Source organism: Sphingomonas sp. BK235 (assembly GCF_004345855.1).
In the GTDB taxonomy this organism is placed as follows: Bacteria; Pseudomonadota; Alphaproteobacteria; order Sphingomonadales; family Sphingomonadaceae; genus Sphingomonas.
The window spans coordinates 478940-504062 of record NZ_SLXN01000003.1 but is presented as its reverse complement, the minus strand read 5'-3'; the positions used below and the strand labels follow the sequence as shown (position 1 = coordinate 504062).

Genomic DNA, 25123 nt, shown 5'->3' with positions numbered 1-25123 from the left:
CCGCGCGCCCGAGCCGAGCCCCCGGGTGACCTCCCCGGGTGACCTCGTGTCGGCGAGGATGATCCGCCGCTTACCCGCGTGAGCGGCGGATCGTTCGAGCGGATCGCCTCACCCCGATCGCAGCAGCGCCACCCCCGCCTCGCGCTCGAACAGATAGAGCGCCACCCGCGCCGCCTGCCCCCTCGCCCCCTCCAACCCGCCGTCGCGGTCGATCAGCAGCCGCGCGTCGTCGGTGGCGGCGGGGAGCAGCTCGCCGAGCAGCTCGGGCGTGGCGAGGCGGAACAGCGCCTCGCCCGACTGGCGCGTGCCGAGCAGCTCGCCCGCGCCGCGTAAGCGCAGGTCCTCCTCGGCGATGCGGAAGCCGTCGTTGCTCTCGCGCATCAGCGCCAGCCGCGCGCGCGACGTCTCGCTGAGCGACCCGCCGCGCAGCAGCAGGCAGACCGAGCGCCCGCCACCTCGCCCGACCCGGCCGCGCAGCTGGTGGAGCTGGGCGAGCCCGAAGCGATCGGCGTGCTCGATCACGATCAGCGTCGCATTGGGCACGTCGACGCCGACCTCGATCACGGTCGTCGCCACCAGCACCCCCGCCTCGTTGGCGGAGAAGCGCGCCATCACCGCGTCCTTCTCGGCGCCGCGCATCCGGCCATGGACCAACGCGACGCGGTCGCCGAAACGCGCCTGCAACGAGGCGGCGCGCGCCTCGGCCGCCTGGAGGTCGCTGGTGGCGCTCTCCTCCACCAGCGGGCAGACCCAATAGGCCTGCTTGCCGTCCGCGAGATGGCGGCCGAGCGCGTTCACCACCTCGTCGATCCGCTCCTCCGAGACGACGCGCGTCTCGATCGGCTCGCGCCCCGGCGGCATCTCGTCGAGCCGGCTCTGGTCCATCTCGCCGTGGAGCGCGAGCGTCAGCGTGCGTGGGATCGGCGTCGCGGTCATCGCCAGCACGTGCGGCGGAGTCTGGCCCTTGGCCTGGAGCAGCATTCGCTCCGCCACGCCGAAGCGATGCTGCTCGTCCACCACCACCAGCCCGAGGTCGCGGTAGCGCACCGCCTCCTGGAAGATCGCGTGCGTGCCGATCAGCAGCTGGATCGAACCGTCCGCCAGCCCCATCAGCGTCGCCTCGCGCGCGCGGCCCTTGTCGCGCCCGGTCAGCACCGCGATCTCGACCGGCAGGCCGGCGAGCAGCCGCCGCAGCGTGTCGTAATGCTGGCGCGCGAGGATCTCGGTCGGCGCGAGCAGGGCGCCCTGCGCGCCCGCCTCGATCGCGATCAGCAGCGCCATCGCCGCGACCAACGTCTTGCCCGCGCCAACGTCGCCCTGGAGCAGCCGCAGCATCGGCGCGCTCTGCGCCAGGTCGCCCTCGATCTCGCGCACGCTGCGTGCCTGCGCGCCGGTGAGCTGATAGGGCAGCCGCAGCAGGTCGCGCAGCCGCCCGTCGCCCCGCAACGCGCGCCCGCGGCGCTTGCGCGTGTCGGCGCGCACCAGCGACAGCGCGAGCTGGTTGGCGAACAGCTCGTCGTACGCGAGCCGCGCGCGCGCCACGGCGTCGGCCGGGTCGGCGTGGATGCGCTCGACCGCGATGCGCCAGTCGGGCCAGTCGTGGCGCGCCTTGAGGCTGGGCTCGATCCACTCGTCCAGCCCCGGCGCGCGCGCCAGCGCCTGCTCGACCAAAGCGGCGAGCCGGCGCGAGGTCAGCCCCTCGCTCAGCGGGTAGATCGCCTCGCGCGCGCGGAAGCCCTCCTCCTCGCCCCCGATCTCGGGATGCACGATCTGGAGCGCGTCGCCGTAGCGATCGAGCCGGCCCGAGACTCGCCTGGGCTCGCCCAGCGGCAGCTGCTTGCGCGCCCAGCCCGAGCCGCCGCCGAAGAACACTAGGCTCGCGTGATTGCCCGCCGCGTCGGTCGCCTGCACGCGCGTCGGCGCGCGCGGGCTCGAGCCGCTGCGATACTCGCGCGGGGTAAGCGTGATCGCCACCGTGCGGCCGACATCGGCCGCGTCGAGTTCGTCGCGCGCCACCCGGTCGACCCAGCCCGAGGGCAGATGGAACAGCAGATCGACCGCGCGCGCGATGCCGAGCCGGTCGAGCGGCCTGGCCAGCGCCGGGCCGACGCCCTTGAGCGCGGCCACCTCGGCGAACAGCGGATTGAGGATCTCGGGTCGCATGACTATGTAGCGCCCGACTATTCTGCCTCCCGCCGCCGCGCCAGCGAAAGCTTGCAGCGGCGTCGTGGCAGCGCTCCGCTATGGCATGGACGGGCCGCGCGCGGCCGACGGGAGATCACGTGGATCAGGACATTCGGCTCAAGCGCCTGCGTTTCCGCGCCTGGCATCGCGGCACGCGCGAGGCCGATCTGATGATCGGCGGCTTCTTCGACACCCACGCCGCGAGCTGGACGCCGGCGCAGCTCGACTGGTTCGAGCGGCTGCTCGAGGAGCAGGACGTCGACATCATGGGCTGGGCGATCGGCTCGCTGCCCTGCCCGCCCGAATGGGAGGGCGAGATGATGCAGGTGATGCGGCGGGTGGATTTCGTGACGATCCCGTGAGGTCCGCCCGCGTTGCGCCGGGCCTGATCCGACCTCCTTCCCCTGTCATGCCGGGCTTGACCCGGCATCCATGGCGCCGCGAACACCGCGCCCGTTGCGCTCGCGGCACCATGGATCCCGGCTCAAGGCCGGGATGACGGTGGAGTGGCGACCGAAGGCTGAGGCGCCGAGACCTCACAACGGAGGCCTGACCCACCTACCCCCGACCAAGGACCCGAATGCCCGACCTCAGCAAGATCCTCCGCGCCACCACCCCGCTGACGCTCGCGGGCGTGCCCGCCGGCTTCCTGCCCGCGCTGCTCGCCGATCTCGCGCGCGCGGCGCCGCTGCGCGCGGTGTTCGTCGCGGCGGACGAGGCGCAGATGCGCGGGCTCGCCGCCACCGCGCCCTTCTTCGCGCCCGAGCTCGAGGTCGTCCAGCTCCCAGCCTGGGACTGCCTGCCCTATGACCGCGCCTCGCCGACGCTACGCGTAATGGCGGAGCGGATCGGCGCGCTCCACCGCCTCCAGCAGAAGCCGCGCGCGCCGCAGCTCGTGCTCACCACCGTCAACGCGTTGACCCAGCGCACGCTCACCCCCTTCCGCCTCCGCCAGCTCGTCGCCGAGCTCAAGCCGGGCGCGCGGATCGATCGTGACCGGCTCGCCGCATTGCTCCAGGCCAATGGCTATGTCCGCACCGACACCGTCCACGATCAGGGCGAATATGCGGTGCGCGGCGGCATCGTCGATCTCTTCCCCAGCGGCGAGGAACAGGCGCTGCGGCTCGACTTCTTCGGCGACGAGATCGAGAGCGTGCGCAGCTTCGACCCCGCGGATCAGCGCACCACCGGGCGACTCGACGGCTTCGTGCTGCTCCCCGCCTCGGAAGCCTTGCTCGACGACGACAGCGTCAAGCGCTTCCGCACGCGCTACCGCGAGACCTTCGGCGCCACCGCCACCGGCGACCCGCTCTACCAGGCGGTGAGCGAGCGCCGCCGCCTCGCCGGCATGGAACATTGGCTGCCGCTGTTCGAGGAGAAGCTGGCGACGGTCTGGGACCATCTCGGCGCCGACGCGATCGTGCTGCGCGACAGCGGCACCCCCGCCGCCGCCGAGGGCCGGCTCGACTCGATCGCGGACTATTATGAGAACCGCAAGCGCGCCGAGGCGGCCGAGCCCGGTAGCTATCGCGCGCTGCCGGCCAAGACGCTCTACCTCGATGCCGACGAATGGACGCGCGAGGTGGCGGCGATGCCGGCGCATCTCGCCACCGCCTTCCACGAGCCCGAGTCCGCCCATGTGCTCGACTTCCAGGTCGACGGCCCGCGCGACTTCGCGCCCGAGCGCGCCGCGCAGGCGAACGTCTACGAGGCGGTGGTGGCGCATGTCGCCAAGCTGCGCCGCGACGGGCGCAAGCCGGTGCTCGCCAGCTACTCGGTCGGCGCGCGCGAGCGGCTGCGCTCGCTGCTGGAGGACCATGGCCTCACCGGCGCGCGGCTGACCGAGACGTGGCAGGAGTCGCTCGGCGCCGCCGACCGCGGCGTGGCGATGGCGGTGATCGGGCTCGACCACGGCTTCACCGCGCCCGACGTGGCGGTGCTCACCGAGCAGGACATGCTGGGCGACCGGCTGGTGCGCCGCGCCAAGCGCCGCAAATCGGCGGACGCCTTCCTGGCGGAGCTGGCGACGCTGTCGCCGGGCGACCTGGTCGTTCACAGCGATCACGGCATCGGCCGCTACGTCGGGCTGACGCAGGTGCCGGTGGCGCGCGCGCCGCACGACTGCGTCGCGCTCGAATATGCCGGCGGCGACAAGCTCTACATCCCGGTCGAGAATCTCGAGGTGCTGTCGCGCTACGGCTCGTCCGAGGAGGGCGCCGCGCTCGACCGGCTCGGCGGCGAGGCGTGGCAGCGGCGCAAGTCGCGGATGAAGGAGCGGATCCGCGAGATCGCGGGCGAGCTGATCGCGGTCGCGGCGGAACGCGCGCTGCGCCCGGGCGAGGTCGCCGAGCCCGACAGCGCGGGCTATCCCGCCTTCGTCGACCGCTTCCCCTATACCGAGACCGACGACCAGGACCGCGCGATCGAGGAGGTGCTGGCCGATCTGTCCGCGGGCAAGCCGATGGATCGGCTGATCGTCGGCGACGTCGGCTTCGGCAAGACCGAGGTCGCGCTGCGCGCCGCCTTCGTCGCCGCGATGGCGGGGATGCAGGTCGCGGTGGTCTGCCCGACCACCCTGCTCGCACGCCAGCATTACCAGAACTTCTCGGCCCGCTTCGAGGGCTTCCCGATCAACATCGGGCGGCTGTCGCGGCTCGTCCCCGTCGCCGAGGCGAAGCGGGTCAAGGACGGGCTGGCGAGCGGCGCGATCGACGTCGTCGTCGGCACCCACGCGCTGCTCGCCAAGACGATCGACTTCAAGCGGCTCGGCCTCGTCATCGTCGACGAGGAGCAGCGCTTCGGCGTGACGCACAAGGAGCGGCTCAAGACGCTGCGCGCCGACGTCCACATGCTGACGCTCACCGCGACGCCGATCCCGCGCACGCTGCAGATGGCGATGAGCGGACTGCGCGAGCTGTCGGTGATCCAGACCCCGCCGGTCGACCGGCTCGCGGTGCGGACCTATGTGATGCCCTGGGACCCGGTGGTGCTGCGCGAGGCGCTGCTGCGCGAACATTATCGCGGCGGGCAGAGCTTCCTCGTCACCCCGCGCGTCGCCGATCTGCCCGACATCGAGGAGTATCTCCGCCGTGAGGTGCCCGAGATCCGCTACGTCGTCGCGCACGGCCAGATGGCGCCGAGCGAGGTGGAGGAGCGGATGAGCGCCTTCTACGACAAGAAGTTCGAGGTGCTGGTCTCGACCACGATCATCGAGAGCGGGATCGACATTCCCTCCGCCAACACGATCATCGTCAACCGCGCCGACCGTTTCGGCTTGGCGCAGCTCTACCAGCTGCGCGGGCGCGTCGGCCGCTCCAAGACGCGCGCCTATGCCTATATGGTCGCGCCGCCCGAGCGGCAGATGACCGACGCCGCGGAGAAGCGCCTCAAGGTGCTGAGCGATCTCGACTCGCTCGGGGCGGGCTTCCAGCTGGCGAGCCACGACCTCGACATCCGCGGCGCGGGCAACCTGCTCGGCGACGAGCAGTCGGGGCACATCAAGGAGGTCGGCTACGAGCTCTACCAGTCGATGCTGGAGGAGGCGATCATGGAGGCCAAGGCCGGCGGCCTGCGCGAGCGCCAGCGCGACTTCTCGCCACAGATCAGCGTCGACGCGCCGATCCTGATCCCGGAGGACTATGTCCCCGACCTCGACCTGCGCATGGGCCTGTATCGCCGCCTCAACGAGATCGACGAGGTCGGCGGGCTGGAGAGCTTCGCCGCCGAGATGATCGACCGCTTCGGCGCTTTGCCCGAGGCGACCGACAATCTGGTCAAGGTGATGGAGATCAAGCTCAACGCGCGCACCGCCTGCGTGGCCAAGCTGGACGTCGGGCCGAAGGGCGCGTTGGTCACCTTCCACGACGACACGCCGCCCAACGTGCCGGGGCTGCTCGCTTATGTCGACCGGCTCGGCGGCGTGGCCAAGCTGCGGCCCGACAGCAAGCTGGCACTTTCGCGCGCCTGGGGCGATCCCAAGGCGCGGCTGCACGGCGCGCTGCAATTGTCGAAGGGGCTGGCCAAGGCGGCGGCCTGAGCCGAGGGCAACGCCCCCCCCCGCCGCGGCGTTCAGCCCTCGCGCGCCAGCGCCTTGAGCCGGTACAAGGTGTCGAGCGCCTCGCGCGGAGTCAGCGCGTCGACGTCGAGCGCCTCGACCTCGGTGCGGATGGCGTCGCACTGCGCCTCCTCCGCCTGCGCCGCGGCGGCGAACAGCGGCAGGTCGTCCAGCCCCGCCGCCAGCCCGCCGGTCCTGGCGCGCCCCGCCTCCAGCTTCGCCAGCACCGCCTTGGCGCGCTGCACCGTGGCGGGCGGCATGCCCGCCAGCCGCGCCACCGCCAGGCCGTAGCTGCGATCCGCCGGCCCGTCGGCGACCTCGTGGAGCAGCACCAGCTCGCCCTTCCACTCGCGCGCGCGGACATGGTGGAGCGACAGCGAGTCGCACCGCTCCGCCAGACGCGTCAGCTCGTGATAATGGGTGGCGAACAGGCAGCGGCAGCGATTGTCCTCGTGGATCGCCTCCACCACGGCCCAAGCGATGGCGAGACCGTCATAGGTGCTGGTCCCGCGCCCGACCTCGTCGAGGATCACGAGACTGTCCGGCGTCGCCTGCGCGAGGATCGCGGCGGTCTCGACCATCTCGACCATGAAGGTGGAGCGGCCGCGCGCGAGATTGTCCGACGCGCCGACCCGGCTGAACAAGCGATCGACCAGTCCCAGCCGCGCCGCCGCGGCGGGGACATAGGCGCCCGCCTGCGCCAGCACCGCGATCAGCGCGTTCTGGCGCAGGAAGGTCGATTTGCCGCCCATGTTGGGTCCGGTGACGAGCCACAGCCGCGCCGCCGTACCGCCGAGCGCGCAATCGTTGGCGACGAAGCGGTCGCCGCTCTTCGCCAGCGCCGCCTCGACGACGGGGTGACGCCCCTCGCGCACGTCGAAACAGGCTTCCGCGGCGAAGCTCGGCCGCGCCCAGCCGCCCTCGGCGGCGCGCTCGGCCAGCCCGGCGGCGACGTCGAGCCGGGCAAGCGCGTCCGCGGTCGCGGCGATCGCCTCGCGTCCGGCGAGCGCGGTGGCGGTGAGCTCTTCGAGATGCGCCGCCTCGGCCGCGAGCGCATGCGCCCCCGCCTGGGTGACGCTGGCCGCCACCTCATGCAGCTCGGGCGCGTTGAAGCGCACCACCCCGGCGAGCGTCTGGCGATGGGTGAAGCCCGAGTCGGCGCGCATCAGCGGGTCGGCGACGCGCGCGGGCACCTCGATGTGATAGCCGAGCACGCCGTTGTGGCGGATCTTGAGCGCGGCGATCTTGGTGCGCTCGCGGAAGCTCGTCTCCAGCGCGGCGATGGCGCGGCGGCCGCCGCTGCCGGTCTCGCGCAGCGCGTCGAGCGCGGCGTCATAGCCAGCGGCGATATAGCCACCGTCGCTCGCCTCGATCGGCGGCGCGGGGACGAGCGCGCGCTTGAGCAGGTCGATCAGCGCACCATGGCCGCGCAGCCGCGGCGCCAGCTCGCGCAGCAGCGCGGGCGCCGGCTCCAGCGCGCCGAGCCGCTCGCCGATGGTCCAGGCGCCGTCGAGTCCGTCGCGCAACTGGCCGAGGTCGCGCGGGCTGCCGCGGCCTGCCGCCAGCCGCCCCAGCGCGCGGCCGATGTCGGGCAGCGCGCGCAGCGCGGCGCGCACGCGCTCGCGCAAGGCGGCATCGTCGTGGAGGAGCTGGACGAGGTCGAGCCGCGCCTCGATCGCGTCGCGCGCCATCAGCGGCGCGCCCAGATCCGCGGCGAGCAGCCGGGCGCCGGCGCCGGTGACGGTACGATCGACCGCGTCGAGCAGGCTGCCCTTGCGCTGGCCCGCGGCGGTGCAGGTCAGCTCGAGGCTCTCGCGCGTGGCGGCGTCGATCGCCATCGCGTCGCGCGCGGCGGCCAGCACCGGCGGGCGCAGGAAGGGCAGCTGCCCCTTGGCGGTATGGTCGAGATAGGCGACCAGCCCGCCCGCCGCCGCGAGCGCGGCGCGACCGAACTGGCCGAAGCCGTCGAGCGTCGCTACGCCGAACAGCCGCTTAAGCCGCGCCTCGCCCGCGCCGCTGTCGAACTCGCCGCGCGGGCGCCGCACCGTGGCGGGGGCGTCGCTCTCCTCCGCGGCGATCACCTCGGCCGCGCCGAGCCGGGCGAGCTCGGCGGCGAGGCCGGCGCGGTCGCAGGCGATTACCTCGAAGCGGCCGGTGGAGACGTCGGCGGCGGCGAGCGCGACCTCGCCCGCGGCCTCGCCGACCGCGACGCACCAATTGGCGGCGCGCGAGTCGAGCAAAGTCTCCTCGGTCAGCGTGCCGGCGGTGACGACGCGGACGATCGCGCGCTCGACCAGCGCCTTGGAGCCGCGCGCCTTGCGCGCCGCGTCGGGCGTCTCGGTCTGTTCGGCGATGGCGACGCGGTGGCCCGCCTTGATGAGGCGCTGGAGATAGGCGGTGGCGGCGTGGACCGGCACGCCGCACATCGGGATCTTCTCACCCGCGTGCTCGCCGCGCGAGGTGAGCGCGATATCGAGCACCTGCGCGGCGACGCGCGCGTCGTCGAAGAACAGTTCGAAGAAGTCGCCCATGCGGTAAAACAGCAGACAGTCCGCCGCCTCCGCCTTGAGCGCGAGATATTGCGCCATCATCGGCGTGGGGGCGGTCATAAGGTCTGGTCCGGGAGGCGGGCGCCGTGACGGATCGAGCGGATGAGAACCGTCGCTCCTTCGATCTCGTAGCGCAGGATGTAAGGAGGCACGATCGTCATCTCGCGGCAACCGTCGGGAGCGGGTCGGCCGCGACGCGGGAAGGCGCGCAGACTCTCACCGCAGGCGATCAGCCGCTCAGCGACGCGACGGGCGGCCTGATCGTTGTGACGAGCGATGAAGTGGAAGATGCGGTCGAGATCATCGAGCGCCGCATTGCGCCAGATGACCCTAGCCATCCCACGTAGCGAGCCATTCTCCGAAAGGTTTGCGCTGCGGCGTGCCCCAGCTCGCCAGCCACAGGGCAACGACGCGCTGTTCGACGCCATCGCCGGCGGCAAAGCTGGTCCGCGCGCGCGCGATCGCCTGCGACAGCGGCTCGTCGTTGCTCCGACTGTCATCGGTCATGGCGGGACTCGTCATCGGTCGAAGCATAGCCACCCAACGCTTTCTCTGCCAGTCGGCTACTCATGCGCCAGTCCTTCGCGGTGACCTCCGTCCCCGCTTCGGCCGCCCGCACGCTTTGACCGCAATCGGCGGGATGCACGCCCCTGCCGCGCCCGCTACACCTGCCACCATGCTCTACCGCACCACCATGGACTCGCCGGTCGGCACGCTCACCCTGGTCGCCAGCGACGCGGGGCTCGTCGCCGTGCTGTGGCCCGACGACTCGCCCGGTCGCGTGCGCCTCGCCGCCGCCGAGGAGCGCGCCGGCCATCCCGTGCTCGCCGCCGCTCGTACCCAGATCGGCGAATATTTCGTCGGCCAGCGCCGCGTCTTCGACCTGCCGCTCGCCCCCAATGGCAGCGCGTTCCAGCATCAGGTCTGGGCCGCGCTCGCCGCGATTCCACACGGCGAGACGCGCAGTTACGGCGACATCGCCCGCGCCATCGGCCGCCCTACCGCCAGCCGCGCCGTGGGCGCCGCCAACGCGCGTAACCCCTTGTCGATCGTGGTGCCGTGCCACCGCGTCATCGGCACCTCGGGCGAGCTCACCGGCTTCGCCGGCGGACTGGCCGCCAAACGGCATCTGCTCGCGCACGAGCGACGCTAGCCTGGTTCCCATTTGCGCCCGCTTTCCCTAGAGGAAGCGCATGACCGACGATCGCACCGCCACCGAGACGCGCCACGACCAATTCTCCGAGCGCGAGGCGCTGCTGTTCCACTCGGAGGGGCGTCCCGGCAAGATCGAGATCATCGCCTCCAAGCCGATGGCGACGCAGCGCGATCTCGCGCTGGCTTATTCGCCCGGCGTGGCGGTACCGGTCAAGGCGATCGCGGAGGATCCCGCCACCGCCTATGACTATACCGCCAAGGGCAATCTGGTCGCGGTGATCTCGAACGGCACCGCGATCCTCGGGCTCGGCAACCTCGGCGCGCTCGCCTCCAAGCCGGTGATGGAAGGCAAGGCGGTGCTGTTCAAGCGCTTCGCCGACGTCGACTCGATCGACCTCGAGCTCAAGACCGAGGACGTCGACCGCTTCATCGACGCGGTCGAGCTGATGGAGCCGAGCTTCGGCGGCATTAACCTCGAGGACATCAAGGCGCCCGAGTGTTTCATCATCGAGCAGGCACTGCGCGAGCGGATGAACATCCCGGTCTTCCACGACGACCAGCACGGCACCGCGATCATCTGCGCCGCGGGCCTGATCAACGCCTGCCTGCTCACCGGGCGCCAGCTCGCCTCGGTTAAGGTCGTCGTCAACGGCGCCGGCGCGGCCGCGATCGCCTGCACCGAGCTGATCAAGGCGATGGGCGTGCGCGCCGACAACGTGCTGATCTGCGACCGTACCGGCGTGATCTATCAGGGCCGCGACGACGTGAACCAGTGGCAGTCGGCGCATGCCGCCAACACCGACCGGCGCACGCTCACCGAGGCGCTGCACGGCGCCGACGTGTTCCTCGGCCTCTCCGCCGCGGGCGCGCTCAAGCCCGAGATGGTCAAGGACATGGCGCCGGCACCGATCATCTTCGCCATGGCCAACCCCGAGCCGGAGATCCGCCCCGAGCTCGCCAAAGCGGCGCGCCCCGACGCCATCGTTGCCACCGGCCGGTCGGACTATCCGAACCAGGTCAACAACGTGCTCGGCTTCCCCTTCATCTTCCGCGGCGCGCTCGACGTGCGCGCCACCGGCATCAACGACGCGATGAAGATCGCCGCCGCCAACGCCATCGCCGAGCTGGCGCGCGACCGCGTGCCCGAGGAGGTCGCCGCCGCTTATGGCACGCGCCACACCTTTGGCCCGGACTATATCATCCCCGCGCCGTTCGACCCGCGGCTGATGGAGATGGTGTCGGTCGCGGTCGCGCAGGCGGCGATGGACTCGGGCGTCGCCACCAAGCCGATCACCGACATGAACGCTTACCGCGAGGCGCTGCGCGCGCGGCTCAACCCCACCACCGCGGTGCTGAGCCTCGCCTATGAGGGTGCCAAGGCCAACCCCAAGCGCGTGCTCTTCGCCGAGGGCGAGGAAGAGGTGGTGCTGCGCGCCGCCATCGCCTTCAAGGAGGGCGGCTATGGCATCCCCGTGCTGGTCGGGCGCGAGGACGTGTACGACAATCTCCGCGCGCTCGGGATCGAGAACCCCGAGGAGTACGAGCTGCACAACAGCCGCGTCTCGCCGCTGGTGCCGAAGATGGTCGACTTCCTCTACCAGCGGCTCCAGCGCCGCGGCTTCCTGCGCCGCGAGGTGGAGCGGATGATCAACCAGGACCGCAACATCTTCGGCGCGGTGCTGCTCCAGCTCGGCGCGGCGGACGCGATGATCACCGGTGTCACCCGGCCCTGGGCGCAGTCGATGCGCGAGATCAAGCGCGTGATCGACCCGGCGCCGGGCCGTACCGCCTTCGGCATCCACGTGCTGGTGGGCCAGTCGCACACCGTCTTCATCGCCGACACGACGGTGAACGAGCGCCCCAACGCCGAGGAGCTGGCCGACATCGCCGAGCAGACCGCGACCGTGGCGCGCCAGATGGGGCACGAACCGCGCGTCGCCTTCCTGAGCTACTCGACCTTCGGCAACCCGACCGGCCAGTGGCTCGACAATATCCGCGAGGCGGTCCACGTGCTCGACCAGCGCGAGGTGAGCTTCGAATATGAGGGCGAGATGGCGCCCGACGTCGCGCTCAACCCCAAGCAGCTGGCGAACTACCCGTTCGCGCGGCTGTCGGGGCCGGCCAACATCCTCGTCATGCCGGGCCTGCAATCGGCCAACATCTCCGCCAAGCTGCTGCGCGAGCTCGGCGGCGACGACATGATCGGGCCGATGCTGGTGGGCATGGAGAAGCCGGTGCAGATCGCGCCGATGACCTCTACCGCGAGCGAGCTGGTGACGCTGGCGGTGCTCGCCGCGGGCGGCATCGCGCGCTGAGGCGCGACGCCGGCGGCAAGGCGCGGGCGGCAGGACGGCACCGGGCGCCAGCCTACGCGCTGGCGATGAGACAGGCGTCGACCGTCCTGCCACGCCGGCGCGCGTCGGACAGCGCCGCCCCGCTCAACCGCGATAGTCGCCGCCCAGCGCGCGGATCAGGTCGGTCGCGGTCTGGAGCTGCTGGCTGCGCACCGTCAGCAGCGCGCGCTCGGCGTCGAGCGCGGCGGTTTGCGCGGTGACCACCTCGAGATAGTCCGCCGCGCCGTCGCGGTAGCGGATCAGCGCCAGCTCGCGCGTGTGCTCGGCCGCCTCGGCCGCGGCGCGCTGGTCGCGCTCCTGCGCGGCGAGCAGCCGCTGGCTCGCCAGCGCGTCCTCCACCTCGCGGAAGGCGGTGAGCACGGTCTGGCGGTACGACGCCGCCGCCTCGTCATACTCGCCGCGCGCGCGCTGCACGCCGGCGCGGCGCCGCCCGCCGTCGAAGATCGCCAGCGCCGCGGAGAGCGGCCCCAGCGCCCAGAAGCCGTTGGAGGCGCTCAGCAGCGAGCCGCGCGCCGCCTCGAAGCCGCCCGCCGCGCCCAGCGTGACGCTGGGGAACAAGGCCGAGCGCGCCACGCCGATGCGCGCGTTGGCGGCGGCGACCCGCCGCTCCGCCGCGGCGATGTCGGGGCGGCGCTCGAGCAGCGTCGAGGGCAGCCCGGCGGGGACCGCGGGCGGCGCGAGCTGGCGGTCCTCGACCGCGAGCGTGAAGCCGGCGGGCGCCTCGCCGAGCAGCACCGCGATGGCATGCTCGTCGCGCTGGCGCGCCACGCCGACCGCGGAGAGCTCGGCGCGCGCGCTCGACAGGATCGTCTGCGCGCGACTGACGTCGATGCCCGAGGCGATGCCGCCGTCGTGGCGCGTGTCGGTGAGCTGGAAGGCGCGCTCGTTCGCCGCCACCGTCTCGCGCAGCAGCACGATGCGCGCGTCCAGCCCGCGCATGTCGAAATAGATGCTGGCGAGCTGCGCCTGCAGCCCGAGCGTCAGCGCGGCGACGTCGGCGGCGCTGGCGGCGGCGTCGTCGCGGCTGGCGCGGACCGAGTCGCGCACGCGGCCGAACAGATCGATCTCATAGGCGAGCGAGGCGCCGACCGTGCCGACCGTATACGCCGGGGCGTCCGCGAGCGCGAGCGGGCGGCCGGCGGAGACGCGGTCGCGGCTGACGTCCGCGGCGACGCCGAGCTGGGGAAAGCGGTCGGCGCGCGCCTGACGCGCGAGCGCGCGCGCCTGATCGTAGCGCGCCACCGCCGCGGCGACGTCCTGGTTGCCCGCGGCGACGCGCTCCTCGAGGCCGGTGAGCACGGGGTCGGCGAATACCTCCCACCACTTGCCCGGGGGTGCGACGTCGGTGCCGGCCGCCTGCCAGCCCTCCGCCTCCTTGTAGGCCGCGGGCGCGGGGGTGGCGGGGCGGACGTAATCGGGCGCGGTGGAGCAGGCCGCGGTCGCGAGCAGCGCGGCCGTCAGAAGCGTGCTGGCGGGTCGTCGGAGTGTCCCTTCCTTACCGAGCCGCCGCGCCACGTTCGTCATCCCGGCCTTGAGCCGGGATCCATGGTTCCTCAGGAGCAACGGCCTGCGTGTACGCGGCACGATGGATCCCGGCTCAAGGCCGGGATGACGAAGAAGGACTTGTCCGCAGGCCGGCGTACCAGTCACGTCTCGATGCCCAGCAGCGTCAGCCAGACCCGCGCTCTCGCGTATAAGCGGGAACCCTCGCCTCCTCACCGCGCGCCCGCCTTCTGCACCTGCACCGCGTCGCCGTCGGCGAGCGAGTCGGGCGGGTTGTCGATCACGCGGTCGCGCGGGGTGACGCCCGAGCTCACCTCCACGGTGTTGCCATGGTCCTGCCCGATCCGGATCGTACGCAGGTGCGCCTTGCCGTCCGCCCCGACCAAAGCGACCTGGGTGCCGCTCTCGCCGACGATCAGCGCGCTGGCGGGCAGCGCCACCGCGCCGCTCGCGCCCGCGACCGGGAAGCTCGCCTGCGCATAGGCGCCGGGCTTGAGCGCGCGGTCCGGGTTGGGCGCCTCGACCTGCACCAGCACCGTGCCCGACGATTGCTCCACCGCGCCGGCGGAGCGGGTGAGCGTCGCGTCGAACGAACGGCCCGGATATTCGGGCAACGTCAGCGTCACGTGCATCCCCGGGTGGATCTGCGCCGAGTAATTCTGCGGCACGCGGATATAGGCGCGCATCCGCCGCACGTCGGAGACGGTGAACAAGGGCGTCGACGCCGCCGTTCCCGCGGTGACCAGCGCGCCGATGTCGGTCGAGCGGCTGGTGACGATGCCGGCGAAGGGCGCGATCAGCCGGGTGAAGCCCTGCGTGTAGGTCAGCCGCGCGACATTGGCGCGCGCCGCGTTGGTCACCGCGGTCTTGGCGGCGAGGTCGCCGACCTTCTCGTCGGTCTCCTGCTTCGACACCGCGTCCTTGGCGAGCATGTTGCGCCAGCGCGTCGCGGTGGAGGCGGCGAGCTGCTGGTTGGCGCGCGCGGTCTCCAGATCGGCGCGCGCGGCGACGAGCTGCTGGTCGATCTCGGGCGCGTCGAGCACCGCCAGCGTCTGGCCGGCGCGGACGGGGTCGCCGATGTCGACATACCATCTGCGCACGTAGCCGCTGGTGCGCGCGAAGATCGGCGCGCTGTTGATCGCCTGCAGGTTGGCGGGGAGCGTCAGCGCGCCGGTCGCCGCGGCGGGCTTGGGCTGGATCACCGCGACGGTCGGGGTCGACTGCGCCGCGGTCCAGTCGGCGAGCCTGCTGTCGCTGCGCGAGCGCGTCGCGATGCCGACGCCGACGACGCCGAGCGCGATCACCGCCGCGGCAATGCCCGCGGTGCGCAGCGAGCGGGCCGGCGCGGCGGGGGGCGTCGGGGGGGACGTCTCGACCGACGCCTCAGACATGGGCTTGCTCCAGATGGCTGGCCGCGGGCGCGGGCGCGGCGGCGCGGCGGCGGTGGACGAGGCTGAAGATGACGGGGACGAACATCAAGGTGGCGAAGGTGGCGACCAGCAGCCCGCCGATCACCGCGCGGCCGAGCGGCGCGTTCTGCTCGCCGCCCTCGCCCAGCGCCAGCGCCATCGGCAACATGCCGATGATCATCGCCAGCGCGGTCATCATCACCGGGCGGAAGCGGGTCATCCCCGCCTCCAGCGCGGCGGCGGTGGCGTCGCCCAGCTCGGCGAGCCGCTCGCGCGCGAAGCTCACCACCAGGATCGCGTTGGCGGTGGCGACGCCCATGCACATGATCGCGCCGGTCAGCGCGGGCACCGACAGGGTCGTGCCGGTGACGAACAGCATCCAGATGATCCCCGCGAGCGCGCCGGGCAGCGCGGTGATGATCACGAACGGGTCGAGCCAGCTCTGGAAGTTCACCACGATCAGCAGGTAGATCAGCACGATCGCGCCGAGCAGCCCGTAGCCCAGGCCGGAGAAGGCGCTGTTCATCGTGGCGTACTGGCCGCGCAGCGTGACGGTGGCGCCCTTGGGCGCCTCGGCCTTGAGCTCGTCGAGCACCGCGCGGATGTCGCCCGCCACCGCGCCGAGGTCGCGCCCAGCCGGGGTGGCGAAGATGTCGACCACCGGCGCGATATTATAGTGCGACACCACCGCGGGCGCGTTGCTCCGCACGATCGTGCCGAGTCCGCCCAGCACCTGCGAGCGCCCGCTGGTACCGGTCACCGGGATGCTCGACAGATCGCTCATCGAGCCGACGCGATACTCGGGCGCCTGCGCCACCACCGGATAGGACACGCCGTTGTCGGGGTTGAGGAAGAACACCGGCGCGGTCTGCGCGGTGCCCGCCAGCGAGCTCGCCAGGCTGGTCGTCACGTCGCGCTCGGTCAGGCCATATTGCCCGATCCGGCTGCGGTCGACCGCGACGTTGAGCTGCGGGTACCGCGCCGACTGCTGGATGCGCGCGTCGGCCAGGCCGGGGATCTTGGCGATGCGGCGGAGGATCTTCTGCGCGTAGGCGGCATTGGCGGCGGCGTCCTTGCCCGTGACCTGGATGTCGATCGGGGCGGGCGCGCCGAAGTTGAGGATCTGGCTGGTGATGTCCGCGGGCAGGAAGGAGAAGGTGGCGCCGGGGAAATCGCGCGGCAGCTGCTCGCGCAAGCGGCGGACGTAATCGTCGGTCGGGGCGTGATCCTCGGCGAGCTGGATCAGCACGTCGCCGTCCTGCGGGCCGACCGTCCCCGAATTGTTGTAGGTCGTGTTGATCGAGCTGACCGGCAGGCCGATGTTGTCGACCACCGAGACGAGTTCCTCCGCCGGGATGATCTGGCGAATGCGGCGCTGGATGCGGTCGAACTCGGCCGACGTCTCCTCGATCCGGCTGCCGACCGGCGCGCGCACGTGCATCGCGATCTGCCCCGCGTCGACCGAGGGGAAGAAGTTCTGCCCGAGGAAGGGCACCAGCCCGAATGACAGCAGCACCACCGCCAGGAAGCCGATCACGAACCCCTTGGGCGCGGCGAGCACGCGCTCGAGCATCGCGCCATAGCCGAGACGGATGCGCTCGAACCGCGCCTCGAAGCCGCGCTGGAAGCGCACCAGCGGGTTGCGCGACGCGGGCGCGCCGGCGCCGTGCGGGTCGTCGCCCGCGTGATGCGGCTGGAGCAGATACATCGCCATGGTCGGCACCAGCGTGCGCGACAGGATGAACGAGGCGATCATCGCGAACACCACCGCCAGCGCCAGCGGCACGAACAGGAAGCCCGCGACGCCCGGCAGGAAGAACATCGGCACGAACACGATGCAGATGCACAGCAGCGAGACGAAGGCGGGCGTGACGATCTGCGCCGCGCCGTCGAGGATCGCGCGGTGGACCGGCTTGCCCTGCTCGAGGTGCCAGTTGATGTTCTCGATCGTCACCGTCGCGTCGTCGACCAGGATGCCGACCGCGAGGCTGAGGCCGCCGAGCGTCATCGTGTTGAGCGTGTTGCCCGTCACCGCCAGGCCGATGATCGCGGACAGGATCGCCAGCGGGATCGAGATCGCGATGATCACGGTCGAGCGCCACGAGCCGAGGAACAGCAGGATCATCAGGCTGGTCAGCGCCGCCGCGATCGCGCCTTCCTTCACCACGCCCTCCACCGCGGCGCGGACGAACAGCGACTGGTCGCCGATCGGCACGATCTTGAGCGTGCTCGGCAGCGTCTCCTGGATCTTGGGCAAAGCGTCCTTGATCCCCTGCACGATCGCCAGCGTCGAGGTGGCGCCGTTCTTGAGCACGGTCATGATCACCGAGCGCGCGCCGTCGACATGCACGACGTTGGTCTGCGGCGCCGAGCCGTCGCGCACGTGCGCCACGTCGCGCATGTAGATGGTGGCGCCGCCCACCACCTTGACCGGGATGTTGTTGAGCTCCTCGATCGAGCCGGGCGCATTGTTGAGGCGGACGCTGTACTGGAAGCCGCCGATCTTGGCGAAGCCCGCCGGGTTGATCTGGTTCTGCGCCGCGATCGCGTTGCCGACGTCCTGCGCCGACAGCCCCTTGGACTGGAGCGCGTCGGGGTCGAGGTCGATCTGGATCTGGCGCTGGCGCCCGCCCGAGGGATAAGGGATCGCCGCCCCCGGCACGGTCACCAGCCCGGGGCGCACCTGGTTGCTGGCGAGATCGAACATCTGCCCCTCGGATAGCCCCTTCCCCGACAGCGCGAGCTGGACGATCGGCACCGTCGAGGCGCTGTAGTTGAGCACCAAAGGCGGGGTGATGCCCGGCGGCAGCTGGCGGAGCACGGTCTGCGACACCGAGGTGACCTGCGCGGTGGCGGTGCGGATGTCGGCGCCGGGCTGGAAATAGATCTTCACCACGCCGATGCCGGGCAGCGACTGGCTCTCGATATGGTCGATGTCGTTGACGGTGGTGGTCAGCACGCGCTCGAACGGCGTGATGATCCGCCCCGACATCTCCTCGGGCGACAGGCCGGCATATTGCCACGCGGTGGCGATCACCGGCACGCGGATGTCGGGAAAGATATCGACCGGGGTGCGAACCGCCGCGAGGATGCCGACGATCGCGATCAGGATCGCCATGACGATGAACGTCAGCGGCCGCGCCAGCGCTATCCGAACGATGCCGATCATGGGCACAGCTTTCCGTTGGTGACGTTCGCCCCGGTGCGCGGCGTCGCGCCGCAGCCTAGGCGGACGACGGCGAGTCGACCAGTTTGGAACGGCGACGGGATGACCCACCGCGCCGCGCGCCATCGGCGTTGGTTACCGCTTTGTCTAATATTGTTTCCACCTCGATTGATACGTACAGGCTATCGATCATGGAGCTGCGCCACTTGCGCTATTTCGTCCAGGTCGCGGAGGACCTGCATTTCGCGCGCGCGGCGGCGCGGCTGGGGATCTCGCAGCCGCCGCTCAGCCAGCAGATCCGCGCGCTGGAGGACGAATTGGGGGTGCGGTTGCTCGATCGCACCAGCCGCCGCGTCGCGTTGACCGAGGCGGGCACGATCTTTCTCGACGCGGCCCGGCGCACGCTGGCCGAGGCGGACAAGGCAGTCTCTGTCGCGCGCCGCGCCGCGCGCGGCGAGCTGGGCGAGTTGCGTGTCGGCTTCAACGCCTCCGCCCCGTTCATCCCGCGCGTCGCCGCCGCGATCCACGCCTTCCGCCGGCGCTACCCCGACGTCCGGCTCGCGCTGACCGAGGTGGCGGGGCCGGCGCAGGTGGAGCAGATCGCCGCCGACGCGCTCGACCTCGGCTTCCTGCGCAGCGCGGGCTGCCCGGCGCTGCCCTCCGCGCTCGCCGCCACGCGCCTGCTGACCGAGCGGCTCGTGCTGGCGACGCGCCCCGACCATCCGCTCGCGGGCCGCGCGGGGCTGCGGCTGCGCGACGTCGCCGGCTTCCCGCTGGTGGTCTATGCCAGCGACCGCAGCGGCGGCTTCACCGAGGAGCTGTTCGCGCTGATGCGCGCGGGCGGCGCCGAACCGCGCGTCGCCCAGACCGTGCGCGAGGTGTCGACCTTGCTCGGGCTGGTCGCCGCTGGCGTGGGGATCACGGTGGTGGCGGCGTCCCTGTGCGCGCTCCAGTCGGCGGGGCTCGCCTATACCGCGCTGGTCGACGCCGAGGCGAGCAGCGCGATGTGGCTGGTCCACCCGCTCGCCCCGTCGCGCGCCTGCGCCAATTTCCTCGACATCGTCGCCGCGGAGGAGGAAGAACCGACGGCCTCGGCGCGCGCCGACGCAGCGTCGGCGAACTGAGCGTCGCGGGACGGACCGACCGCGCGCGCCGCACGTTGGGCGCGATGACAGCGGAAGCGAGGCGAGCGATGGACGATCCCCAGCGAGGCAGCACCTGGCGCGCGCGTGGCGCTGCGCCAGCGCCGGACACCGCACGCCGCCCCACCGCGCCCGGTCACGCCGGACCCGACGAATGCTGATCGCGCTGGCGCTGCTCGCCGCGATCGCCGCACCCGCGGACGAGGACGCCCCCACCCCCGGGACGATCGCGGTGCAGATCGAGGCGGCCGAGGCGCTGCGCGACGACATGGCGCCCGCGCTGCTGGAAGCGGCGCGCGACGCGCTGTCGCACGCGCAGTTCATCCCGCTGCCCGATGCGGGGCACAGCCGCTATGTCGCGCGGCTCGCGGTGAGCGAGGTGGCCAATGGCGTGGTGTCCTCGCCGGGGGCGAGCGGCGGCGCCACCGCGACGCCCAGCCTGAGCGGCGGTGGCCTGTCGATGAGCCTGCCGACGCGCAAGCAGCAGCTCCACCCGCTGATCGTCACGCGGCTGGTCGCGACCGTGTCGCTGCGGCGCGACGATCGCGTGGTCTGGACCGGCGAGGCCACCACCGCGCGCGCGAGCGGCACCCCCGCGGGTGCGCCCGGCGCGGTCGCCACCGCGCTGTCGAACGCGCTGTTCCGCTGGTTCCCGCACCGGCTCGAGGGGCCGCTGTCGGTCCCCTGAGCGCGCGCGCCGCGGCTCAGGCGGTGCCGGTGTCGACCCGCCAGTAGGTGGCGTAGCGTTCGTGCGCGATGCGGTGATAAGGGATCAGCCGAACCGGCTGGTGCTGCGCCGATGCGATCGTGAACTCGAGCGGACGCTCCCCCGCGCTCACCGCCGCCGCCAGCGTGGCGGGATCGCCCGCCAGCGTCGGCGCCGCGAAAGGCGTCGCGTTATAGTCGCCGTAGCGACGCTCGTTGACGACGATGTCCGCGCCCGGCGCGAGCCCGTCGCGCCCGAGCGCCCCCGCCAGCACCAGCGGGCCATAGGTCAGCGCGACGATGTCCGGCGCCGCCCCGGCCCGCTCGACCGCGACCCGCATCGCCAGCCGCAGCTCGACCCGGTCGCCGTCGTGCCACTCGCGCTCCACCGCGACATAGCTGCCCGGCGCGGTCGAGCGCGCCACCTCGCGGCCGTTGACCAGCACCACCGCGTCCGCGCTCCAGCCGGGATGGCGCAGCCGCAGCGCCAGCCGGGTCGGGCGCCGCAGCGTCCAGCGCAGCGCGGTGGTCGGCGTCTCGGGGAAGGCGGTGGTCTGGGTCAGCGTCGCGCCCTGCGCCGCCCAGCGCACGGTCGAGGGGATGAACAGGTTCACGTATAACGAGCGATCGTCGTGGAAGTAGATCGAGTCGCGATATTTGACGTGATTCTCCATCCCCGTGCCGGTGCAGCACCAGAAGGAATCCTCCGGCGTGTGGTACAACTTCATGTAACCCGGCCGCGCGCCCTGGAAATAGGTCGCCATGCCGCTGTCGGGGTCCTGCGAGGCGAGGATGCCGTTGTAGAGCGTGCGCTCGTAATAATCGGCGTAATCGGCGCGCGGGTCGCGCAGGAACAAGGCGCGCGTCAGCTTGAGCATGTTGTGCTGGCCGCACGTCTCCGACCCTTTGGCCGAGAAGACGTGGCGCTCGATCTCCGCTCCGGCGAAGAAATGCTCGGCGTCGCCGTGGCCGCCGGTGGCGAAGGATCGCGTGTGCGCGACCGTCCGCCAGAAGAACTCGGCGGCGTCGCGATAGGCCGGGTCGCCGGTGGCGGCATAGACGCGCTCGAAGCCGACCACCTTGGGGATCTGCGTGTTGGCGTGGAGGCCGTCCAGATGGTCGCGCCGGCGCGAGAGCGGGTCGAGCAGCGCCTTGTGCGAGAAGCGCCGCGCCATCGCCTGATAATCGGCGTTGCCGGTCATCAGAAACAGATCGGCGAACACCTCGTTCATCCCGCCATGCTCGGTGCCGAGCATCGTCTCGAACTGCGCGTCGGACAGCGGGCGCGTCGCCACCACCGCCCAGTCGGCGAAGCGGATCAGCACCGCACGCGCGGTGGCGTTGTCCGCCAGCAGCGCGGCATCGCGCAGCCCGGCATAGACCTTGTGAAGCGTGTACCAGGGCACGCCGGTGATCGGCTCGCCGCGCAGATGCGCCGCGACCAGCGCCGGCCCCTTGGGAAAAGCGCACACCAGCCCCGAGCCGGCGGCGCGCTGGCACGCCGCCAGCTCGCCCGCGATATGATCGACGCGGCGGCGGAAGCGGCGGTCGCGCGTCGCGCGCCACGCCAGCGCGCAGGCGGAGAGATAATGGCCGAGCGTGTGGCCGTGGCAGTTAATCTCGTTCCAGATCGGCTCCGATTCCCACCCGCCATAGACCGGTGCCCTGGGCTTCAGCCCGGCATTGACGCGGAAATTGTGGAGCATCCGGTCGGGGTCGAGCCGCAGCAGATAGGCCTCGGTCATCCGCTGCGCGTGGAGGAAGGGACTCTCCGCCAGGTCGACGTCGGCGAGGTCGAAGCCGCTGAGCGCCGGCGCGGCCGCGGGCGCAGGCGTGGCGGCGGCAATCGCGCGCGCCGGGGTGGCGGTGCCCGCGACCAGCGCCGCGGTGCCGGCCGAGGCGAGGAAGCCGCGCCGTGAGGGAATCATGCTGCACGTCTCGCCGCTCACGTCCGTCTCCCGCCGATCTCGTCGCGCCGCGGCGCGATCACGCCTCGCTATAGTCGAAATGGCGGAAGTCCGCCGCGGTGCCGTTCCCCGACATGTCCTGGCACGCCATGCCGACGAAGGTGCCGGTGAAGTTGGGCAGGCCGGGCAAGGTCGCCTCGTCGGAGATCAGGTCCGCCGCGAACGTCTCGGCAAGCCAGGTCCATTCGGTGGCGTCGGCGGCGCGATAGGCGAAGCGCAGCGCCTCATGGTCCACCGCCATCCGCAGCGCCAGCGGCCCGTCCGGCACCGCGAGCGGCGCGGTCATCTGGCTCACGCCCTCGCCGGTCGGCAGCACCGACAGCACCTGGAGCCGCCGCGCGCCGTCGTCGTCGGCGGTGAGGTGGAGGAAGTGGAATTTGGTGGCATTGTAATAGCAGACCAGCCCTGCCGCCTGTTCGTAGCTGGTGGGGGCATAATCGATCAGCGTCTCCACCGCGTAGCGGAACGCCTCCGGGCGCCGCGCCACCAGCGCCTGGGTGAACTGGCTGCCGATCGTCTCGCGCCCGTAGAGCCGCAGCCAGCCCGGTCGCGCCGCCAGGCTGAAGATCCGGTCGGGATCGGGCGTCCGCAGCCACTGAAAGGCGTCGGGCAGCGCGGGGCCGTCGAACACGGCGCGCTCGTCCAGTGGCGCGGGGTCGCGCCCGGCGGGGAGCTGGGGCACCTCCGCCATCGGGGTGCCAATACCGTCGAGCGTGCGCAGCCAGCCATCCTCGTCCCAGCGCATCGGCTGGATCGCGGTCTCGCGCCCGAGCACGCAGCGGTCGCTCTCGGGCAGCGGGCGGCCGCACAGATAGACGATGAAGGTCGCCCCCTCGGGCGTCTCGACCAGGTCGCCGTGGCCGGTGCGCTGGAGCGGCAGATCGGGGCGCTCGCGCGCGGTCAGCACCGCGCCGTCGGGATGGATCTCATAGGGGCCGAACAGCGCGCGCGAGCGCGCCATCACCACCGCATGGTTGCGCTCGGTCCCGCCCTCCGCGACGAGCAGATGATACCAGCCGTCGCGCTTGTAGAGGTGCGGCCCCTCGGTGAAGCCCAGCGGCGAGCCCGCGAAGATCATCCGTCGGTCGCCCACCAGCTTGCCCGCGGCGAGATCGGCCTGCTGCGCCACGATCCCCGCGAAGCGCCCGCGGCCCGGGCGATGATCCCACAGCATGTTGAGCAGCCAGCTGCGCCCGTCGTCGTCGTGGAACAGCGCGGGGTCGAAGCCGCTGCTGTTGAGGTGCGCGGGATCGCTCCACTCGCCGTCGATGCGATCGCACGACACGTGGTAATTGTGGAAATCGCGCAGCGACACGCCCGCGGCGCCGTCGACGGTGGTGCGGCCGTAGCGCTTCACGTCGGTATAGACGAGGTGGAAGCGCCCCGCGGCGAAGCTGAGGTCGGCGGCCCAGACGCCGCACGAATCCGGGTCGCCGCGCATGTCGAGCTGGCTCGGGCGGCGCAGCGGGCGCGCCACCAGCCGCCACGTCGCCAGATCGCGCGAATGGTGGATCTGCACCCCCGGAAACCATTCGAACGTGGACGTGGCGCAGTAATAATCGTCGCCGACGCGCACGATCGAGGGATCGGGGTTGAACCCGCGGAGAATGGGATTGCGGAGGGTCATGCGGGCTTTCGAATGTTCGTCCAGAGCAGCACGGCGCCGAGCAGGTCGAGCAGACCGAGCAGGATGAAGAAGGGCTGATAGCCGACCTGGTCGACCAGCGATCCCAGCACCAGCGTAAAGATCAGCACGCCGAGATTGGCCGCGGTGCCGGAGATGCCGGTGGCGGTCGCGACCTGGTCCTGCGGGAACAGGTCGGACACCATGGTGATGACGGTCACCGACAGCGTCTGGTGCGCGAAGCCGCCGAGGCACAGCAGCGCCACCGCCGCGACCGGGCTCGTCACGGTGCCGACGAAGATCATCCCCGTCATCAGCACCGCGCCCAGCGTGAAGGCGCCGCGCCGCGCGTCGATCAGCCCGACGCCGCGCCGCTGCAGCCAGGCCACCACCGCCGGGCCGAACAGGCAGCCCAGGTCCGCCGCGAGGAAGGGCAGCCAGGCGAACAGCGCGATCTGCTTGAGATCGAAATGCCGCGCCTGGACCAGATACAGCGGCATCCACAGCGACAGCATCCCCCAGACCGGATCGGCGAGGAAGCGGGCGCCCGCGATCGCCCAGAGGTTGCGGCGGCGGAGCAGCTCGCCGAGCGGCGGACGGCGCCGCCGCTGCGCGAGCGCGGCCTCCTGCCCCTCGACGATCAGCGCGCGCTCGGCGGGCGACAGCCGGCGGTGGCGCGCCGGGGGCGCATACCAGAACAGCCAGGCGGCGACCCAGACCAGCCCCAGCCCGCCCGCGACGAAGAAGGCCGCGCGCCAGCTGTGATGGAAGATCGCCCAGGCGACCAGCGGCGGCGCGAACACCGCGCCGAACGAGGCACCGATCTGGTAGATGCCGCCCGCGACCCCGCGCTCGCGCGCGGGGAACCACTCGGCCACCACCTTCATCCCCGCGGGCTGCGCCGATCCCTCGACCAGCCCGAGCGCGCCGCGCAGCCCCGCGAGCCCGACCCAGCCACTCGCCAGGCCGTGGCCGACGGTGATGAGCGACCAGGCCGCGACGAACAGCGTGAAGCCCAGTTTGAGCCCGATCACGTCGAGCAGATAGCCCGCCACCGGCTGGAACATGATGCCGAGCTGGAAGGCGCCGGTGATCCACGAATATTGCGCGGACGAGATCGCCTGCTCCGCCATGATCGCGGGCGCGGCGACGCCCAGGATGCTGCGCGCCAGATAGTTGATGACCATCGCGACGACGAACAACGCGATGATCGTCCAGCGCACGTAAGGGAAACGCGGCACCCGCCCTCCTAGGTAACGTTACCAACCGCGTCGTACCCGCGTCGACGGGGCGATGACAAGCGTCTCGTTC

Annotated in this window: 16 protein-coding genes; 6 read left to right on the top strand and 10 right to left on the bottom strand. The window is 71.8% G+C overall.

The annotated features are described in order from the left end of the window. Positions 1-108: 108 nt before the first annotated feature. Positions 109-2163 (bottom strand): ATP-dependent DNA helicase RecG, encoded by a 2055-nt coding sequence (gene recG / locus EV292_RS11325; RefSeq protein ID WP_132909295.1) that lies wholly within the window; start codon positions 2161-2163, stop codon positions 109-111. Between the two features lie 119 nt (positions 2164-2282). Between recG and EV292_RS11320 the strand changes: the two genes are divergently transcribed. Beyond that, entirely contained in the window at positions 2283-2546 is a 264-nt protein-coding gene (locus tag EV292_RS11320; protein ID WP_132909294.1) for a succinate dehydrogenase assembly factor 2, read from the top strand. A gap of 218 nt (positions 2547-2764) precedes the next feature. Further along, positions 2765-6220 (top strand): transcription-repair coupling factor, encoded by a 3456-nt coding sequence (gene mfd / locus EV292_RS11315; protein ID WP_132909293.1) that lies wholly within the window; start codon positions 2765-2767, stop codon positions 6218-6220. Positions 6221-6252: 32 nt separating this feature from the next. On the opposite strand, the gene mutS is transcribed toward mfd, so the two are convergent. Genes mutS through EV292_RS11300 form a run of 3 tightly spaced genes read right to left on the bottom strand, consistent with a single transcriptional unit; the run spans position 6253 to position 9294 of the window. Then, positions 6253-8829: a DNA mismatch repair protein MutS gene (gene mutS / locus EV292_RS11310; protein ID WP_132909439.1), complete on the bottom strand. Its 2577-nt coding sequence runs from the start codon at positions 8827-8829 to the stop codon at positions 6253-6255. A gap of 14 nt (positions 8830-8843) precedes the next feature. After that, complete coding sequence (locus tag EV292_RS11305) at positions 8844-9125, bottom strand: type II toxin-antitoxin system RelE/ParE family toxin (RefSeq protein WP_132909292.1); 282 nt, start codon at positions 9123-9125, stop codon at positions 8844-8846. Next, the gene (locus tag EV292_RS11300) at positions 9118-9294 is read right to left on the bottom strand and encodes a hypothetical protein (RefSeq protein WP_243693721.1); all 177 of its coding nucleotides are present in this window, start codon (positions 9292-9294) and stop codon (positions 9118-9120) included. The genes EV292_RS11305 and EV292_RS11300 overlap by 8 nt, the downstream gene beginning before the upstream one ends. A gap of 133 nt (positions 9295-9427) precedes the next feature. Here EV292_RS11300 and EV292_RS11295 point away from each other — a divergent pair, with 133 nt between their 5' ends. Continuing rightward, positions 9428-9940 carry a methylated-DNA--[protein]-cysteine S-methyltransferase gene (locus tag EV292_RS11295; RefSeq protein WP_243693720.1) on the top strand — a complete coding sequence of 171 codons (513 nt, stop codon included), beginning with the start codon at positions 9428-9430 and terminating at the stop codon, positions 9938-9940. 40 nt (positions 9941-9980) lie between these two features. After that, entirely contained in the window at positions 9981-12257 is a 2277-nt protein-coding gene (locus EV292_RS11290; protein ID WP_132909289.1) for an NADP-dependent malic enzyme, read from the top strand. A gap of 123 nt (positions 12258-12380) precedes the next feature. Here the strand turns inward: EV292_RS11290 and EV292_RS11285 are convergent, their stop codons facing one another. From EV292_RS11285 to EV292_RS11275, 3 genes are all read right to left on the bottom strand, one after another. Continuing rightward, positions 12381-13757 (bottom strand): efflux transporter outer membrane subunit, encoded by a 1377-nt coding sequence (locus EV292_RS11285; protein ID WP_243693737.1) that lies wholly within the window; start codon positions 13755-13757, stop codon positions 12381-12383. 254 nt (positions 13758-14011) lie between these two features. After that, entirely contained in the window at positions 14012-15190 is a 1179-nt protein-coding gene (locus EV292_RS11280; protein ID WP_132909287.1) for an efflux RND transporter periplasmic adaptor subunit, read from the bottom strand. Continuing rightward, complete coding sequence (locus EV292_RS11275) at positions 15183-18377, bottom strand: efflux RND transporter permease subunit (RefSeq protein ID WP_132909286.1); 3195 nt, start codon at positions 18375-18377, stop codon at positions 15183-15185. Before EV292_RS11275 ends, EV292_RS11280 begins: the two co-directional genes overlap by 8 nt. Positions 18378-18565: 188 nt before the next feature. On the opposite strand from EV292_RS11275, the gene EV292_RS11270 reads away from it, so the two are divergent. After that, the gene (locus EV292_RS11270; protein WP_132909285.1) at positions 18566-19498 is read left to right on the top strand and encodes a LysR substrate-binding domain-containing protein; all 933 of its coding nucleotides are present in this window, start codon (positions 18566-18568) and stop codon (positions 19496-19498) included. Positions 19499-19670: 172 nt separating this feature from the next. After that, positions 19671-20204, top strand: a complete 534-nt coding sequence (locus tag EV292_RS11265) for a hypothetical protein (protein WP_132909284.1) — start codon at positions 19671-19673, stop codon at positions 20202-20204. Between the two features lie 16 nt (positions 20205-20220). On the opposite strand, the gene EV292_RS11260 is transcribed toward EV292_RS11265, so the two are convergent. From EV292_RS11260 to EV292_RS11250, 3 genes are read right to left on the bottom strand one after another with little or no spacing between them, the layout of a single operon-like run. Next, the gene (locus tag EV292_RS11260; RefSeq protein WP_132909283.1) at positions 20221-22149 is read right to left on the bottom strand and encodes a glycoside hydrolase family 127 protein; all 1929 of its coding nucleotides are present in this window, start codon (positions 22147-22149) and stop codon (positions 20221-20223) included. A gap of 58 nt (positions 22150-22207) precedes the next feature. Further along, entirely contained in the window at positions 22208-23815 is a 1608-nt protein-coding gene (locus EV292_RS11255; protein WP_132909282.1) for a glycoside hydrolase family 43 protein, read from the bottom strand. Next, positions 23812-25053: an MFS transporter gene (locus EV292_RS11250; RefSeq protein WP_132909281.1), complete on the bottom strand. Its 1242-nt coding sequence runs from the start codon at positions 25051-25053 to the stop codon at positions 23812-23814. Before EV292_RS11250 ends, EV292_RS11255 begins: the two co-directional genes overlap by 4 nt. Positions 25054-25123 lie beyond the last annotated feature (70 nt).